A 15,300-nucleotide genomic window follows, 5' to 3' on the forward strand; every position below is an offset into this window, starting at 1 on the left:
GCCGCGATCGGGCGGTGGGTCAGCTCCGCGGCGGCCGGGTGCGGGCGAGCGCGCCCACGCCGTGCCGCACACCCGCACGGACGCCGGTACGCACGCCGCCGGCCGAGCCGAGTTCGCGCAGTGCGTACAGCAGCACCGCGATGTCGTCGATCAGGATCGGGTCGGGCAGCAGATCCACCGGGCTGATCGCGTAGATCAGCGCGCCCAGGAACAACGCCCGGTCGCGCGTGCTCGCGTCCGGGCCGCGCACCAGCCGCCAGGTCCGCCACAACCTGCGGACCAGGACGACCACGATCACCAGCGTCACCACGAACACGAGCGCCGCGACGCCGATCAGGATCCAAAGCCGGGTGTCCACGTTGGGACGTCTGCCCCGTCAGCCGCCGCCCACCCAGACCGTCTTGGCGTTGCAGAACTCGCGGATGCCCGGTCGGGCGAGTTCGCGGCCGTAGCCGCTGGTCTTGACGCCGCCGAAGGGCAGTTCGGGGTGCGAGGTGACCATGCCGTTGAGGAATACCGCGCCGGCCTCCAACTCGGCCGCGCAACGCTGCTGTTCGGCCTCGTCGTCGGTCCAGGCGTTGGCCCCCAGGCCGAACGGCGTCGCGTTGGCCAGCTCGATCGCCGCGTCCAGGTCGGCGACCCGGTACAGGCCGGCGACCGGGCCGAACACCTCCTCGCGGTACATCCGCATCTCCTGGGTCAGCTCGGCGACCACGGTCGGCGGGTAGTACCAGCCGGGGCCTGCGGGTCGCTCGCCACCGCACAGGATCCGGGCCCCCTTGGCCCGGGCGTCCTCGACCTGTTCGGTGACGTCGCGCAGGCCCTGTTCCTGGGCGAGCGGGCCGATGTCGGTGCCCTCGGCGGTCGGGTCGCCGACCCGGAGCGCGGCCATGTTCGCGGTGAACGCCGCGGCGAACGCGTCGTAGACGTCGGTGTGCACGATGAAGCGTTTGGCCGCGATGCAGCTCTGCCCGTTGTTCTGGGTGCGGGCGGTGGTGGCGACCTTGGCGGCGGCCTCGACGTCGGCGGAGGGCAACACCAGGAAGGGGTCCGAGCCGCCCAGTTCGAGCACGGTCTTCTTCAGCTCGCGGCCGGCGATCGCGGCGATCGAACGCCCGGCGCCCTCGCTGCCGGTCAGCGTGGCGGCCACCACGCGCGGATCGCTCAACACCCGCTCGACCCGCGCGGACCCGATCAGCAGCGCCTGGAAGGCCCCTTCGGGAAAACCCGCCCGGGTGAACAAGTCGCCCAGGTACAGCGCGGTCCGCGGCACGTTCGACGCGTGCTTGAGCAGCCCGGTATTGCCCGCCATCAACGCGGGCGCGGCGAACCGCATCGCCTGCCACAGCGGGAAGTTCCACGGCATCACGGCCAGCACCGGACCGAGCGGCTCGTACCGCACGTACGCCTTGCGCGCGCCGACCGCCTGCGCGTCGGCCGGCTCGTCGGCCAGGAAGGCCGCCGCCCGATCGGCGTAGAACCGACACAACCGGGCGCACTTGGCCACCTCGGCCTCGGCGGCGGTGAGCGTCTTGCCCATCTCCGCCGTCATCGTCGCCGCGACCTCGGCCCGGTCCGCGTCGAGCAGGTCGGCGGCTCGGCGCATCGCCTTGGCACGGACCTCGTAGGAGTCCCGCCGGTGCGCCCGGAACACCTCGTCGGACCGGGCGATCCGGACCTCGATCTCGGGTTCGCTCAGTTCGGCGAACTCCTCGATCGTCTCTCCGGTGGCCGGATTGACGGACGCGATGGCCATGGGTCCTCCAGATACGGCAGGTGCCAGCGGCGGGTGCGGGCATCGATCGGTGCACCCCGCCGACCCCGTTACCCGCACGGCGCCCGCTGACACAAGGGTTCGGGTGTCGGCGCCGCCTGGGACCATCCGCGCCATGAAGGAAGAAGCGATCCCGATCCTGCGCGTGGCCGACGCCGCCGCTTCCGTCGCCTGGTACACGCGGCTGGGCTTCGTCCGCGAGTGGGAACATCGGTTCGAGCCGGGCTTCCCGGCGTTCGTGTCCATCGCCCGGGGCGATGTGCGGCTGTTCCTGAGCGAACACACGGGCGACGCGCGGCCGGACACGTTGGTGTATCTGCGGGTGGCGGACGTCGACGGGCCGGCCCGGGAGTTCGGCGTGGCGGTCGAGGAAGCGCCTTGGGGCCGGGAGGTGCACTTGACGGACCCGGACGGGAATCGGCTGCGGGTGGGGGTGCCCGGCGAGGGGTGAGGCGGCGGTTTACGGATTGGACGGGATTGTTTTGGTCCTTGGTCGTCCTTGTCTGGGTGGAGGGGTGGGAGGCGCGTGGAAGGGCTGGGTCGGGGGTGGGGCTCGGACCCAGGTCGTGAGCGGAGCGAGCGGGTGGGCGGCTTTCGGCGATGCAGCGCTGCTTCTATTGGGCGCCTTCGGCGCCGGCTCGCGAGGCACCACTTTTTCTCTCCCCCGCTACGCTCCTCCGAGAAAAAGTGGCCCCTCGCTCGTGACTTCGTGTCCCTTCGCTTCGCTACGGGTCACGAAGTCTTTGTTTTGCGGCTCCGCCGCTCTCCGCGCTGCGCGCGTCGATCACTGGGGTGGGGCTGGGTCGGGGGCGCTGACGCGCCTGGGGGTGGGGCGGGTGGGGTGGTCTGGTTGGTCACCTTCGATGTCGCGCGGGACAGGGCGTGGGCGACCCGGTCGGTGAAACGGTGCATGCCGGGTGTCGGGTTTGGTCGCTGTGGTGAGGATGCGATGCACGCGCACGTCGGTCGTGCGCAGCGGCGCCGAGGAACACACCCCGGTGTGGTCGGCGTGGTGGGCCGGGACGGCGTCGCGTAGCTGTCGGCCGAGCACGCCGATGCCTGGATTCGGTTGGGCGGCGGGTGGTTCGCTCGTGGCGGGCCGACTCGTCGGTCGCGGAGGGGTGGCGTCGGGGCTGCCGATTATTCGGGGGGCTTCGCTCCGCCGCCCGTCAGTACGCCCCGGGCCAGGGTTGCCAGGGCGTTCTTGATGCGGTCGGGGGAGATGTCCTGTTCGCGCTGTCGGCGGTAGATCTCCGGGGCCAGCGGGGCGAGCAGTGTGTCCGCGAGTGCCTCGGGGTCCGGGTGATCCGCTGCCAGGACGCGCACGTGCGTGTACCAGAAGCCGTAGGCGCCGGTGCGGTAGCGCGCGCTGCCGGTCTCCGCGCCCAGGAGCAGGTGTACGTGTCGCTCCAGCAGGTCGACCATCGCCGCGTAGAAGGCCGTCAGGCGCTCCGCCGGATCGTCTTCGTCCGGGCCCAACGGGGGCGCGCCGCGCAGGATTTCGTGTTGCAGCGCGCGCTCGTGTTCGTCCAGCAGGGCACGGGCGATCGAGGCCCGGTCCGGGTAGCGGCGATACAGCGTGCCGCGGCCGATGCCCGCGGCCTTGGCGATGTCCTCCATCGTGACCTCGGCCGGGTCGCCGGCCGCGAACAGTTCCTCGGCGACGGCCAGCACCCGGGCCCGGTTCCGGGCCGCGTCGGCGCGCTCCCGCGGTCGCGCCGCACCGTCTTCGGCAACCGGGAGGCCCGTGAGCAAGTCGGTGCGTTTCGTCATGTTCCCCACCCTAACCAGCAAGTGGACATGCTGTCCACTTAGCTGTTACGGTCCTCCCAGAAAAGCGGACACCACGTCCACTTAATCTTCGGGAGCACCCATGCCGCACCTTCTGCACCTCGACTCCAGCGCCCGCGCCGACTCCTTCTCCCGGACCCTGGGCGCGGCCTTCGCCGACGCGTGGCGCACCGCGCGGCCGGACGCCGAGTACACCCACCGCGACCTCACCGCCCGTCCCGTGCCACCGATCGACCAGCCCTGGACCGAGATCTGCGACACGATGCTGCGCGAGGGGATCACCGAGATCGCCGACTACCCGCGCGCGGTCCGCACGCCCGAGCAGCGCAAGGCGTGGGACACGGTCGAACCGCTGTTGGCCGAACTGGTCGCCGCGGACGTCGTGTTGATCGGCGCGCCGATGTACAACTTCGGCGTGCCCGCGCAGCTCAAGAGCTGGATCGACCAGGTCACCTTCCCGAAGATGTCGCTGGCGCCGCGCCGCTTCGTGGTGGCCTCGGCGCGCGGCGGCTCGTACCTGCCGGGCACGCCCCGGGCGCCGTTCGACCACCAGACGCGCTACCTCGTCGACTTCTTCACCGGGCACTACGCGATCTCGGACGCGATCGTGCTCGGTACCGAACTGACCAACACACTCGTGGACCCCGGGCTCGCCGAGCGCCGGGAGCAGCACGTGTCCTCGCACGCGCAGGCGCTCGGCCGCGCCGCGGAGCTGGGGCGCTCACTCGTGGAGGCGTACTGATGGCCTGGTTGATCCTGCTCGGCGCGGGCCTCGTCGAGGTGGTGTGGTCGCAGAGCATCAAGCCCACCGAGGGGTTCAGCAAACCGCTGCCGACCGCGATCTGCGTCGTGCTCGGGGCGACGGCGGTGTACCTGCTGTCACTGGCCATGCGCGATCTGCCGGTGGGTACGGCCTACGCGGCGTTCACCGGGATCGGCACGGTCGGCGCGATCACGCTGGGCATCACGTTCCAGCACGACGCGCTGAGCGCGGGCCGGATCGCGGCGCTCGCGCTGATCGTGGGCGGACTGGTGCTGGCCCGGCTGACCTCGACGGCGTGAGGGGAGGGCCCGACGACGCGGCGGGCCCGGCAACGTACGCCGGCCGAATCGACGCGCGACGGGCCGGCAACAAAGGGCAAACAGGATGCAACTTTAGTGACAGCGCTGGGCACGTTCGCGGCTATCGAGCCCACCCGCCCGGACCGGAGGCTGAGGAGGTGTCAGGACCCCCAGTCAAGGAGCACACCGCATGCCTCCCGGAAACCGCCGGCGCCCCCCGACCACGACTCCCCCGGCGACCCGGCCCGCCGCGCCGGACGAATACCGGCGCATCGATCACGACGATCGGGCCAAGGGCAGCGCGGCCGCTTCCCGAGGGCTGACCAAGTGCTACGGCGAGGGTGAGACCCGGGTCATCGCGCTGGACTCGGTCGACGTGGAGATCGGCCGCGGTCGGTTCACCGCGATCATGGGCCCGTCCGGATCCGGCAAGTCCACCCTCATGCACTGCCTCGCGGGCCTGGACTCGGTCACCTCCGGGCAGAGCTGGATCGCCGACACCGAGATCACCGGGCTCAAGGACAAGGAACTGACCCGACTGCGGCGGGACAAGATCGGTTTCATCTTCCAGGCGTTCAACCTGCTGCCGACCCTGACCGCACTGGAGAACATCACGCTCCCGATGGACATCGCGGGGGTCAAGCCGGACCCGGCCTGGCTGGACACCGTGATCGACACGGTCGGTCTGCGCGACCGGCTCAAGCACCGGCCCAGCGAGCTCTCCGGCGGTCAGCAGCAGCGTGTGGCGTGTGCCCGGGCGCTGGCGAGCAAGCCGCAGATCATCTTCGGCGACGAACCGACCGGCAACCTCGACTCGCGCTCCGGCGCCGAGGTGCTCGGTTTCCTCCGCAGCAGTGTCTACGACCTGGGCCAGACCATCGTGATGGTCACCCACGACCCCAACGCGGCGTCCTACGCGGACCGGGTGCTGTTCCTGGCCGACGGCAGGGTCGTGGACGAGATGTTGTCGCCGACCGCGGACACGGTGCTGGCGCGCATGCAGCGCTTCGCCCGCGCGACGAGCTGAGGCGGCGCCATGTTGAAGGCCACGTTCCGCAGCTTCCTCGCGCACAAGGCGAGAATGGTCCTGTCCGCACTCGCGATCCTGCTGTCGGTCGCGTTCGTGGCGGGCACCCTGATGTTCACCGACACGATCGGCAAGACCTTCCACGACCTCTCCCGCACTGCCGCGGCCGACGTGACGGTCAAGCCCAAGTCCGAGTTCCGCGAGGACCGGCTCGGCCGCACCGGCCAGCAGCCGACGGTGCCCGAGAGCGCCGTGGCCGCCGCGCGCGCGGTGCCCGGCGTCGCCGACGCGCATCCCGACGTCGTGGTCACCAACGTGATCGTCGTCGACGGCAAGGGCAAGAAGGTCGGCCTGACCTCGGAGCCACAGGTGCAGGCGGCCGACTGGTTCCCGAACAAGCAGTCCCCGGTCAGGCTCGGCAAGGGCCGCGCACCACAGGGGCCCGACGAGGTCGTGCTGGACAGCGACGCGGCCGACCACAACAAGGTCCGGATCGGCGACAGGGTGCAGGTGATCGCCGCGCCGGGCACGTTCGCTCCGACCGTGGTCGGGCTGGCCGACTACAAGACCATCAACCCGGGCGTGACCCTGCTGTTCCTGGACGGCACCGCGGCCCGGGCCCGACTGCTGGGCAAGCCCGGCGTGGTCACCTCGGTGTCGCTCACCGCGCAGCCGGGCGTCGACCAGAAGGAGCTCAAGGCCCGGGTCGCGGCCAAGCTCGGCGCGGGCTTCGAGCTCAAGACCCGGGAGGAGGAGGCCGACGCCGCCTCCGCCGACCTGGGCCAGGCGCTCAATGTGATCAAGTACGCGCTGCTCGGCTTCGCCGGCGTCTCGCTGCTGGTGGGCACCTTCCTGATCTTCAACACCTTCTCCATGCTCGTCGCCCAACGCACCCGCGAACTGGGGCTGATGCGCGCGATCGGAGCCAGTCGGGCCGATGTGAACCGCTCGGTGCTCGTGGAGGCGCTGCTGCTCGCGGTGGTCGGCTCCACGCTGGGCCTGCTCGGCGGATTCGGGCTCGGGCAGGGGCTGTTGAAGCTGATGAGCGCGGTCGGCGTCGACCTCAAGGGCACCCCGCTGGAGATCAAACCCGCGACACCGATCATCGCCTACGCGGTGGGCGTGCTGGTCACCGTGGTCGCCGCCTATCTGCCCGCTCGCCGGGCGGCCCGGGTGAGCCCGATGGCCGCGCTGCGCGAGGCGGGCGCGCCGCCGGCGAAGTCGCTGCGCGGCCGGGCGATCGGCGGCGGTGTGGTCACCGTGCTCGGCGCGATCGGGCTGGCCACCGGCGCGTCCGCGACCAAGCTGGACCCGGCGCACGGGTTGGCCCTGGGCGGCGGCCTGGTCGGCACGCTGGTCGGGTTCATCGTGCTCGGACCGGTGCTGGCCCGCCTGGTGATCCCATGGCTCGCGGGCACGTTCCCGCGCCTGTTCGGCACGGTCGGCCGGCTCAGCCGGGAAAACGCGCTGCGCAACCCGCGCCGCACCGGCGCCACGGCCGCCGCACTGATGATCGGCGTCGCGCTGGTCGCCTCGCTGTCGGTGGTGGCCACGTCGATGAAGGACTCGGTGGGCAAGCAGATCGACCAGCGTCTGGGCGCCGACTTCACCCTGGAGAGCACCGGCGGGCTCAACTTCGCCCCGAACGTGGCGGAGACGGTGCGCAAGGTGCCCGGCGTACGCGACGTGGTGCGCCAACGCGAGACCGAGGCGAAGGTCGTCTTCAACGGGTCGGCCGAGACCATCTCGGTGACCGGCGCCGACCCGGGCATCGACGGGATGTTGAAGCAGAAGTACACCGCCGGCAACGCCGCCGACGGGCTGGCCGCGGGCCGGATCACGCTGCCCAAGTCCTATGTGAAGGGTCGTCACCTCGGCATCGGCGGCACGGTGACGCTGCGCACGCCCAACGGCAGGAGTGCGGAGCTGCGGATCGGCGCGGTGATCGACGACGAGGGCATCGGGCTGGCCACCGCCGGCGGCGGCATGGTCGGCCTGGAGACGCTGAGCAAGCTGGTCCCGGAGCTGCTCGACTCGGTGATCATGGCCAACACCGCCGACGGGTCCAAGAGTTCGCAGGTGCGGGCGGCCCTGGACAACGCGCTCAAGCCCTTCCCGCAGGTGCAACTGCGCGATCAGGCGGACTACAAGCAGACCGTGCAGGACCAGACCAACCTGGTGTTGCAAATGGTCTACGGCCTGCTCGGGCTCGCGATCATCATCGCCATCCTGGGCGTGGTGAACACGCTGGCCCTGTCGGTGATCGAGCGCACGCGCGAGATCGGACTGCTCCGGGCGATCGGCATGTCGCGCGTACAACTGCGGCGGATGATCCGGCTGGAATCGGCGGTGATCGCGGTGTTCGGCGCGGTGCTCGGGCTCGCCCTCGGGGTGGGCTGGGGGGTCGCGGCGCAGCGCATGTTGGCATCGCAGGGCCTCGATGTGTTGACCATCCCGTGGCTGACCATCACCGAGGTCGTCGTCGGCGCGGGCGTGGTGGGCCTGCTCGCCGCCCTGCTGCCGGCCCTGCGGGCCTCGCGGATGAACGTACTGGCCGCGATCTCCACGGAATGACCACCCTTCGATGATCGACACCGCCGCCCGATCCGACGGTGCGCCGGCGTCCCTCGCCGGCGCACCGTCGCTGCTGCGGCGGCCGGGGTCCGGGCCCGGCTACCGTGGCCGGGTGAGCTTCCGTGCCTGGTCGGCGACCCGCCGCTCGTTCGGGTTCGACGTACTGGTCTCGGCGATCGCCGTCGCGCTGGGCCTGGCCCTGCGCATGGGGCGGGACCCGGGCCTGGTCGACTGGCCGTACACGCACCAGGTGAGCGCGGTGCTGGCGGGCGGGCTGCTGCTCGATCGCCGGCGCGCGCCGTTCGGCTCGGGGGTGGCGATCTGTGCCGTGTCCCTGCTGTTTCCCACCCACGCGCTCTTCTTCGCGGCCTACGCCGCCGGGGCCTACCTGGAGGACCGGCGGCGCGCGGTCGCACTGATCGCCGCCCTGGTACTGACGGTCGCCCAACCGTGGAACCACCCGGACGCGCCGAGCATCGTCGGCGGCGCCGGCGTGGCGCTGGTGCCGGCGCTGCTCGGCCTCTATGTCGCCGTGCGCCGCCGATTGCGCCTGGATCGCCTCGATCGGGCCGAGCGCGAACGCGAGTTGCTCTTCGAGCAGGTGCGGACGGAGGAACGGGCCCGGATCGCGGGCGAGATGCACGACGTGATCACCCATCGGGTCAGCCTGATGGTGCTCCAGGCGGGTGCCCTGCGCACCCGGGCCCGGGAGGAGGACGTGCGCGCGACGGCGGAGGAACTGCGCCTGGTGGGCTGCAAGGCGCTGGAGGAATTGCGCACTCTGGTCACCGTCACCCGGTCGGAGCAGCAGATGGGTTCGGTGGTGGCCGCGCCGCGCGCGGTGCTCGACGTGTCCGATCTGGTGGCCGACTCGCGCTCGGCGGGCGTGTCCGTCGACGTACTCACCCTGGGCGAGCCGTACGCCACCTCGCCGGTGGTCGGTCGGGCCGCCTATCGAGTCGTCCAGGAGGCATTGACCAACGTGCACAAACACGCGCCGGGCGCGGTGGTGGACGTACGACTGCACTACGTGGGCGACGAGGTACAGATCACCGTGCGAAACTCGGCTCCCACCCGGGTCGCCGACGTCGCCCTGGGCACCGGTGGCAGCGGCCTGCTCGGTCTGCGCAAGCGGGTCGAACTGGTGGCCGGCACGCTGCGTACCGGCCCGCTGCCCGACGGCGGCTACGAACTGCTCGCCGTACTACCGGCCGGCGCATCGACCACGAAATCCGGAGACCCCGCATGATCCGCGTCCTGCTCGTCGACGACGAACGTATGGTGTGCGCGCACCTGCGCACGATTCTCGGCGTGGCCGACGACATCGAGGTGATCGGCGAGGCGTACGACGGCGCGGAGGCGGTCGAGTCGGTCCTGCGCCATCGGCCCGACCTGGTGCTGATGGACCTGCACATGCCGGGAGTGGACGGGCTGACCGCGATCGAACAGATCGTCGACCTGCCGAACGCGCCTCGGGTGATCGTGCTGACCACGTTCGGTCTGGAGCAGTACATCCTGCGCGTGTTGCACGCGGGCGCGGCCGGGTTCCTGCTCAAGGACACCCCGCCGGAGGATCTGATCGGTCTGGTTCGGGTCGCGATGGACGGACACACCGTGCTGTCTCCGGCGGTGACCCGCGACCTGGTCACCGCGTCCTCGGGACGCAACGCGGCCCGCGAGCGCGCCGTACTGGCCGTCGCGTCGTTGACCGAGCGCGAGATCGAGGTACTCACCTGCATCGGCGAGGGGTTGTCCAACGCGCAGACCGCCGACCGACTGTTCCTGAGCGAGACCACCGTCAAGAGTTACGTCTCCCGCATGCTCACCAAACTGGAGTGCGCGAACCGCACCCAGGCGGGCCTACTGGCCTACGACGCGGGCCTGATCCGCCGCTGACCCGAGTGCGGACGAGCCACCGGGCGGCGGCGGTGCGGACCGCGGGCCTCGGTGCGACGGCGGCGCGTGCTCGGTAACCTCGGAGGCGTCCGACCCCGGTCGGATCCGTGAACCGAAGGGGTGCGCATGTCGGTGACGCTCACGAAGGGCGGCAACTGCCCGTTGGCGGTGGCTGCCGTACTGGTGGAGGTCGCCGCCGAGGCGCCCGTGGACGTCTCGGCGCTGCTGCTCGCCGCATCCGGAAAGGTGCGCACGGACGCCGACTTCGTCTTCTACAACCAGCCGACCGGGCCCGGCGTGCGACTGCGCGCGGGCGCACCGGGCCGACCGGCCGCCGTGCAGGTGGACACCGCGGCGGTGCCGGCGGACGTCCAGACCATCGTGGTGACGCTGAGCCTGGACGACGGCCCCGGCACACCGGCCACCTTCGGCGGGACGGCGCCGCCGACCGCGACCGTGCGCGATGCCACCGGCGAAGCGCTGGTCACCTTCACCCCGCACGGACTGGGTCGGGAAACCGCGCTGGCGATGCTGGAGTTGTACCGGCGCGGCGGCGCCTGGAAGGTGCGCGCGGTCGGCCAGGGCTACGCCAACGGACTCGCGGGCATCGCCACCGACTTCGGCGTCGCGGTCGACGACGAACCGACCCCGCCGACCGGCCGCCCGGGTACGCCGCCGGCACCGTCAGGCGAGCCCACGCGACAGGAGCGTCCGGAGACGCCCGCACAGACCGCGCCGACGCCGACTCCGGCTCCGGCGCGCCCGCAGGCCCCGGCGCCCGATGAGCCGCCGCCGGTCCCCGTCGCGCCGCTGCTCCCGCACGAACCGCCCAGGCCCGCGCCGATCCCGCCGCCGGTGCCACGACGCCCGGTGACCGTGCAGCCCACCGCGCCCGCGGAACCGACCCCACCGCCTCCTCCGGCCCCGGTGTCGGCCCCGACTCCCGCTCCCGCTCCGACGGTGGCGGCCACCGTCCCGCTGCCGGTCGGCGGCACCCACACCGGTGGACCGATCAACCTCGACAAGGGCCGGGTCAGCCTGCGCAAGGACCAGTCGGTCTCGCTGGTCAAGACCGGCGCCCCGCCGTTGACCCGGATCCGGATGGGCCTGGGCTGGGACCCGGCCAAGGCCGGCAGCAGCATCGACCTCGACGCGTCCTGTATCGCGTTCGACGCGCAGGGCAAGAAGGTCGTCACCGTCTGGTTCATGAAGCTGTCCGGCCTCAACGGCGCGATCGTGCACTCCGGCGACAATCTCACCGGTGAGGGCGAGGGCGACGACGAGTCGATCGTGGTCCGGCTGGACGCGTTGCCACCGCAGGTCACCGGGCTCGTGTTCACCGTCAACTCGTTCCTGGGGCAGAAGTTCACCGAGGTCTCCCGCGCCTTCTGTCGCCTGGTCGACGACACCACCGACGCCGAGTTGGTGCGCTTCGACCTGTCCGCCACCGAACCGCGCACCGGCGTGCTGATGTGCAAGCTGGTGCGCGAGGGTCCCGTCTGGTCGATGACGGCACTCGGCCGCTTCGCCGACGGCCGCACCGTGCGCAAGCTGGTGGACCCGGCCCGTGAGGCGCTCGACGGCTGACCCGGCGGGGCGGCGTCGAGCCGGGCGGGGTCACGGGCAGCGTTCGCCGTACTTGACCACGCCCACGGTCACCGGGTCCGCGACGGGTTGCCCCTCGGCTGGGCGCTGGGTGCAGACCATCCAGTGCGTCTCGATCAGCACGAGCCGACTCCCGCCCAGGTCCTCGGTCTTGACGTGCGCGTCGCCGCGCAGCGCTCGGCGGACCACGGTGACGCTGCGGCCGACCAGGCCGGGCATGCGTCCGTCGACCACCTTGGGCACCCGGGTCGGCACGGCACCGGCCGGGCACTTCTCGTCGTGCCGGACCACGCCCAGGTCGACCGGGAGTTCCTTGGCCAGCGGGCCCGACTCGGGAGTCTGATCGCACACGTGCCAATTGCTGAACACGAACTGCCGTCGGCCGCGCCCACTCGCGTCGTGCGAGGTGACGGATCGGTAGCCGGCCCGGCGGGCGCCGTCCCACGCCTGTTGCAGGTCGACCCCGACCAGGTCCGGCAGTACGTTCTTCGGCACCGGTGCGGGCTTGGCCCGCCGGGTCTGCGGCGCCGCCGATACCGGCCCGGTGGGTGCCGGCGCCGTGGCGGCGACCCGCGCGCCGTCGGCCGCCGTCGACCGGGTGTCGTCCTTGCGGTCCCGGCTGATCAGCCCCACGATCACCAGCGCCGCGGCCACCGCACAGATCAACCCGAGCCGCTGCCTCGGGTTCCGCCACCACTTCATGCCCCCACGATGCGGCCGAGGCCCGCGAAACGGGGGCAATTCACCCCCGGATCACCGGTTCGTGTGGTTCACACCCGAGTCCGGTCCCGCACCCGCACCCGAATCCGCGTCCGAACCCGAATTCGCAGCCGCCTCCCCGGCCCCGCCCCCGCCCTCCGCGATCGCACTCGCGAACCCCGGCCGAGTCCCGGCCACCAGCGCCTCGCGCACCGCGAACTCGGTCGCCTGCCGCGCCATCTCCGCTCGGGACGGACCGGGCGCACCGATCACGATCCGGGTGGCCAGCCCGTCCAGCAACGCGTGCAGCCGCAGTACATATCCGTCCGGATCCGGATGCGGCGCGATCAGCGCGCGCAGGTCCGCCATCCACGGGCCCTCGATCTCCGCGCTCGCGGCCAATACCTCCGGATCGGCCGGCGACCGCGTCCACACCTCCAGCCACAACGTCCACCGCGAGTCCGCTCGCTCGTCGGGCAGGTAGAGGTCGATGTAGCCGGCGAGCCGCTCGGCGAGCGACACGCCGACGGCGGTCAGCAGCGCCCGGCGGCGCTGCGCGAATCCCTGCTCGCTCCAGCGCAGCGTCTCCACCAGGAGTTGTTCCTTGGACCCGAAGTAGTACGCGACGTGACCGCCGCTGATCCCGATCCGCTTGCCCAGGCCCGCCATGGTCAGTCGGCCCAGTCCGTGCTCGGCGATCGCGTCCATCGCCGCCTGGAGCACCACCTCCCTGGGCTGTTCCAACCGCTTGCGCCGTGTCCCCGCCATGCTCAGCACCCCTGGTTCGTTCGACGGCGGACCTCGCCTTCCGCCATGTTAGAACGTCGTTCAATACCGCGCCCGGCGAACCGGCGGCCCCATACTGGCGAGAGGCAGCGTCCACCTCGACGAGAGGACCCACCGTGGCATCCCAGCCGCTCACCGACGCCGAACTGACCAAGGCCCTCGCCGACCTCCCGGGCTGGCGGGTCACCGACGGCGAACTCACCGCGACCTACAAGTGCGCCCGAGCCGACGTCCCCGCGTTCTACGCGACCGTCGCCGCAGCCGAGGACCAGGCGAACCACCACGCCCGGATCACCATCCTCTACGGCACCCTGTCGTTCGCCCTGACCACCCACGACGCGGGCGACCGGATCACCGCCACCGACGTCGAGTTCGCCACCCGAGTAGCCTCCTTCGCCGCAGCCCACGGCGCCGAGAACGTCACCCCACAGAGCTAGGCCCGGCCCCGAGCCGATCCCGCCGCCGGCGAAGCCCCGGCCGTGGCATCACCACATCCGGCCGCCCGACGTCGAAGCACCCGTCCCGAGGGGCAGCCCCCTCGGTTCCACACCGGCGCCGTCCCGCTTCGACGCCCGGCCCGCAGCACGCGGGTGTCGCCCCCGCACGCCCGGGAAGCCCCGGCCCGCCCGCGCCCACGCGCCCACCCGCCCCGCCGCCTGCCCGCCGGGCCACACAGGCTTCACTCGGTGCTTTCTGGGCGTTCATCCGGGCGACCCGCACGCCGCCTAGCCTCCGGGCATGAGCACCGACGCATCGGCGTCCCACCCCGTTTCGGCCACCCTTCGCGGCTGGCTTCTTCCGATCGCCGGCGCCGGGTCGGCCGGTTGGCTGATCGGGACGTACGCGATCCGCGCCGCCGCCCAGGGTTCGTGCGACGACTTCGGGCAACGCGGCTGCACGGGCGACGACTTCGGCCCCTCCCTGATCGGGCTGGCCGGCCTGGTGCTGCTGCTCGCGCTGGTGGCCGGCGCGGTCGCGGCCACCGCCGGCCGGCGCGGCCTGCCCGCGTTCGCCGGCGCCCTGCTGTTCGCGGGCACCGTCGCCGTCCTGGCCGCGTTCACCGAACCCGCCGCCGACGCCGGCTGGTACGTCCCCACGGCGACCACCGTCGCCCTCGTCGTCCTGCTGCTCACCCTCGCCGCCTTCGGCACGAGCGAACGTGGCCTGGCACCCCGCCACGCCCCGACGGCCGCCGACACCGCGAAGCCGGCCGAGTCGCTCGCCGTCGGCCCACCCGCCGACCAGCACTGAGTCGTCATCCCGCATTCGCCGACGGACGCCAGGACCCGCCCATGACCATCGAAGCGCCCGCCGGCCACAGCGTGCGCGCCCACTGGATCGGGTGGCTGACACCGCTGTTCGTCGCCGGCCCGCTCGGTGCCCTGCTCGGCTCCGGATTCGACGGGTCCCCCGGCCTGTGGGCCCTCGAATTCACCGCGCTGCTCCTGGTACTGGTGATCGCCGGCACGGTCTCCCCGATCACCGAGGCATCCGTCCCGCTGGGCGTGCTGATTCCCGTCACCCTCGCCGCCACCCTGCTGGGCGCCTGGGCCGGCATCGGTTCCGCTCCCCACTGGCTGCTCGCGATCGCCGGTGCGCTGCTGCTCGTCGCCGCCGCCGCGACCCGATGGGTGCTCCGCGAGCGGGTCCATTCTCGGGAGCGTGCTCGGGCCGCGGCAGCCGTCGAGGCGCGGCTGCGCGACGAGGCGGTGGAGGTGTCGGGGCTGGTCGTCGAGGTGAGTCGGCCGTCCGAGGGGTGGACGGCGAACGAGGCCCAACCCTTCCGTCTGGAGATCGACTTCCGCCGGGCCGACGGCACGTCCGCGCGCGCCACGCACACCGAATACCGCCCCCGGTACGCCCGACCGCGCCTGGGCGCCGCGGCCCGGATCCGCTACGTCCCCGACGACCCCTCGATCCAGGCGATCACCCTCGCCGACGAGGAAACGTCGGACGCCGTACCGCACTCCACCGTCGAGGATCTGGCCACCCTGGCCCACCTGCACGCCACCGGTGCGCTCACCGACGACGAATTCGCCACCGCGAAGGCGCGCATCCTGCACGACGGGTGATCGCCCGCGGCCCC

16 protein-coding genes are annotated in these 15,300 nt (G+C 72.1%); 11 read left to right on the forward strand and 5 right to left on the reverse strand.

What is annotated here, in order from left to right; all coding sequences use genetic code 11:
* Window positions 1-19 precede the first annotated feature (19 nt).
* On the reverse strand, window positions 20-358 hold the full coding sequence (locus ACH4U8_RS34755; protein WP_379989726.1) for a YkvA family protein: 339 nt from the start codon (window positions 356-358) through the stop codon (window positions 20-22).
* A gap of 18 nt (window positions 359-376) precedes the next feature.
* A complete protein-coding gene (locus tag ACH4U8_RS34760; RefSeq protein WP_395782404.1) occupies window positions 377-1,756 on the reverse strand; it encodes an NADP-dependent succinic semialdehyde dehydrogenase in 1,380 nt (459 codons plus the stop codon).
* Between the two features lie 133 nt (window positions 1,757-1,889).
* Between ACH4U8_RS34760 and ACH4U8_RS34765 the strand changes: the two genes are divergently transcribed.
* A complete protein-coding gene (locus ACH4U8_RS34765) occupies window positions 1,890-2,225 on the forward strand; it encodes a glyoxalase superfamily protein (RefSeq protein WP_395782405.1) in 336 nt (111 codons plus the stop codon).
* A 689-nt stretch (window positions 2,226-2,914) separates the two neighbouring features.
* Here the strand turns inward: ACH4U8_RS34765 and ACH4U8_RS34770 are convergent.
* The gene (locus tag ACH4U8_RS34770) at window positions 2,915-3,547 is read right to left on the reverse strand and encodes a TetR/AcrR family transcriptional regulator (RefSeq protein ID WP_395782406.1); all 633 of its coding nucleotides are present in this window, start codon (window positions 3,545-3,547) and stop codon (window positions 2,915-2,917) included.
* A 100-nt stretch (window positions 3,548-3,647) separates the two neighbouring features.
* Between ACH4U8_RS34770 and ACH4U8_RS34775 the strand changes: the two genes are divergently transcribed.
* The 7 genes from ACH4U8_RS34775 to ACH4U8_RS34805 all read left to right on the forward strand — a co-directional run bounded on the left by ACH4U8_RS34775 (window position 3,648) and on the right by ACH4U8_RS34805 (window position 11,711).
* Window positions 3,648-4,307 carry an NAD(P)H-dependent oxidoreductase gene (locus ACH4U8_RS34775; RefSeq protein ID WP_360309478.1) on the forward strand — a complete coding sequence of 220 codons (660 nt, stop codon included), beginning with the start codon at window positions 3,648-3,650 and terminating at the stop codon, window positions 4,305-4,307.
* A complete protein-coding gene (locus tag ACH4U8_RS34780) occupies window positions 4,307-4,627 on the forward strand; it encodes a multidrug efflux SMR transporter (protein WP_360309476.1) in 321 nt (106 codons plus the stop codon). Before ACH4U8_RS34775 ends, ACH4U8_RS34780 begins: the two co-directional genes overlap by 1 nt.
* Before the next feature lie 190 nt (window positions 4,628-4,817).
* Complete coding sequence (locus tag ACH4U8_RS34785; RefSeq protein ID WP_360309474.1) at window positions 4,818-5,654, forward strand: ABC transporter ATP-binding protein; 837 nt, start codon at window positions 4,818-4,820, stop codon at window positions 5,652-5,654.
* A gap of 9 nt (window positions 5,655-5,663) precedes the next feature.
* Entirely contained in the window at window positions 5,664-8,228 is a 2,565-nt protein-coding gene (locus ACH4U8_RS34790) for an ABC transporter permease (RefSeq protein WP_395782407.1), read from the forward strand.
* A 112-nt stretch (window positions 8,229-8,340) separates the two neighbouring features.
* The gene (locus tag ACH4U8_RS34795) at window positions 8,341-9,477 is read left to right on the forward strand and encodes a sensor histidine kinase (protein ID WP_395782408.1); all 1,137 of its coding nucleotides are present in this window, start codon (window positions 8,341-8,343) and stop codon (window positions 9,475-9,477) included.
* Window positions 9,474-10,124 carry a response regulator transcription factor gene (locus ACH4U8_RS34800; protein ID WP_360309468.1) on the forward strand — a complete coding sequence of 217 codons (651 nt, stop codon included), beginning with the start codon at window positions 9,474-9,476 and terminating at the stop codon, window positions 10,122-10,124. Before ACH4U8_RS34795 ends, ACH4U8_RS34800 begins: the two co-directional genes overlap by 4 nt.
* 126 nt (window positions 10,125-10,250) lie before the next feature.
* On the forward strand, window positions 10,251-11,711 hold the full coding sequence (locus tag ACH4U8_RS34805; protein ID WP_395782409.1) for a TerD family protein: 1,461 nt from the start codon (window positions 10,251-10,253) through the stop codon (window positions 11,709-11,711).
* Window positions 11,712-11,741: 30 nt separating this feature from the next.
* On the opposite strand, the gene ACH4U8_RS34810 is transcribed toward ACH4U8_RS34805, so the two are convergent.
* Window positions 11,742-12,431 (reverse strand): hypothetical protein, encoded by a 690-nt coding sequence (locus tag ACH4U8_RS34810; RefSeq protein ID WP_395782410.1) that lies wholly within the window; start codon window positions 12,429-12,431, stop codon window positions 11,742-11,744.
* A 51-nt stretch (window positions 12,432-12,482) separates the two neighbouring features.
* Complete coding sequence (locus ACH4U8_RS34815; RefSeq protein ID WP_395782411.1) at window positions 12,483-13,196, reverse strand: TetR/AcrR family transcriptional regulator; 714 nt, start codon at window positions 13,194-13,196, stop codon at window positions 12,483-12,485.
* A 134-nt stretch (window positions 13,197-13,330) separates the two neighbouring features.
* On the opposite strand from ACH4U8_RS34815, the gene ACH4U8_RS34820 reads away from it, so the two are divergent.
* From ACH4U8_RS34820 to ACH4U8_RS34830, 3 genes are all read left to right on the forward strand, one after another.
* Window positions 13,331-13,651: a 4a-hydroxytetrahydrobiopterin dehydratase gene (locus ACH4U8_RS34820; protein ID WP_379989496.1), complete on the forward strand. Its 321-nt coding sequence runs from the start codon at window positions 13,331-13,333 to the stop codon at window positions 13,649-13,651.
* A gap of 301 nt (window positions 13,652-13,952) precedes the next feature.
* Window positions 13,953-14,465, forward strand: a complete 513-nt coding sequence (locus ACH4U8_RS34825) for a hypothetical protein (protein WP_395782412.1) — start codon at window positions 13,953-13,955, stop codon at window positions 14,463-14,465.
* A gap of 41 nt (window positions 14,466-14,506) precedes the next feature.
* Window positions 14,507-15,286, forward strand: coding sequence for an SHOCT domain-containing protein (locus ACH4U8_RS34830; RefSeq protein ID WP_395782413.1), 780 nt, complete (start codon window positions 14,507-14,509; stop codon window positions 15,284-15,286).
* Window positions 15,287-15,300: the final 14 nt, after the last annotated feature.

Source organism: Embleya sp. NPDC020886, from assembly GCF_044333915.1.
Classification (GTDB): Bacteria; Actinomycetota; Actinomycetes; order Streptomycetales; family Streptomycetaceae; genus Embleya.

Excerpts from the sequence above, each read along its gene's own strand:
- ACH4U8_RS34780 (WP_360309476.1), top strand. The coding sequence starts at position 4,307 with ATGGCCTGGTTGATCCTGCTCGGCGCGGGCCTCGTCGAGGTGGTGTGG.
- ACH4U8_RS34760 (WP_395782404.1), bottom strand. The coding sequence starts at position 1,756 with ATGGCCATCGCGTCCGTCAATCCGGCCACCGGAGAGACGATCGAGGAG.
- ACH4U8_RS34810 (WP_395782410.1), bottom strand. The coding sequence starts at position 12,431 with ATGAAGTGGTGGCGGAACCCGAGGCAGCGGCTCGGGTTGATCTGTGCG.
- ACH4U8_RS34815 (WP_395782411.1), bottom strand. The coding sequence starts at position 13,196 with ATGGCGGGGACACGGCGCAAGCGGTTGGAACAGCCCAGGGAGGTGGTG.
- ACH4U8_RS34765 (WP_395782405.1), top strand. The coding sequence starts at position 1,890 with ATGAAGGAAGAAGCGATCCCGATCCTGCGCGTGGCCGACGCCGCCGCT.
- ACH4U8_RS34770 (WP_395782406.1), bottom strand. The coding sequence starts at position 3,547 with ATGACGAAACGCACCGACTTGCTCACGGGCCTCCCGGTTGCCGAAGAC.
- ACH4U8_RS34800 (WP_360309468.1), top strand. The coding sequence starts at position 9,474 with ATGATCCGCGTCCTGCTCGTCGACGACGAACGTATGGTGTGCGCGCAC.
- ACH4U8_RS34785 (WP_360309474.1), top strand. The coding sequence starts at position 4,818 with ATGCCTCCCGGAAACCGCCGGCGCCCCCCGACCACGACTCCCCCGGCG.
- ACH4U8_RS34790 (WP_395782407.1), top strand. The coding sequence starts at position 5,664 with ATGTTGAAGGCCACGTTCCGCAGCTTCCTCGCGCACAAGGCGAGAATG.
- ACH4U8_RS34805 (WP_395782409.1), top strand. The coding sequence starts at position 10,251 with ATGTCGGTGACGCTCACGAAGGGCGGCAACTGCCCGTTGGCGGTGGCT.
- ACH4U8_RS34825 (WP_395782412.1), top strand. The coding sequence starts at position 13,953 with ATGAGCACCGACGCATCGGCGTCCCACCCCGTTTCGGCCACCCTTCGC.
- ACH4U8_RS34830 (WP_395782413.1), top strand. The coding sequence starts at position 14,507 with ATGACCATCGAAGCGCCCGCCGGCCACAGCGTGCGCGCCCACTGGATC.
- ACH4U8_RS34775 (WP_360309478.1), top strand. The coding sequence starts at position 3,648 with ATGCCGCACCTTCTGCACCTCGACTCCAGCGCCCGCGCCGACTCCTTC.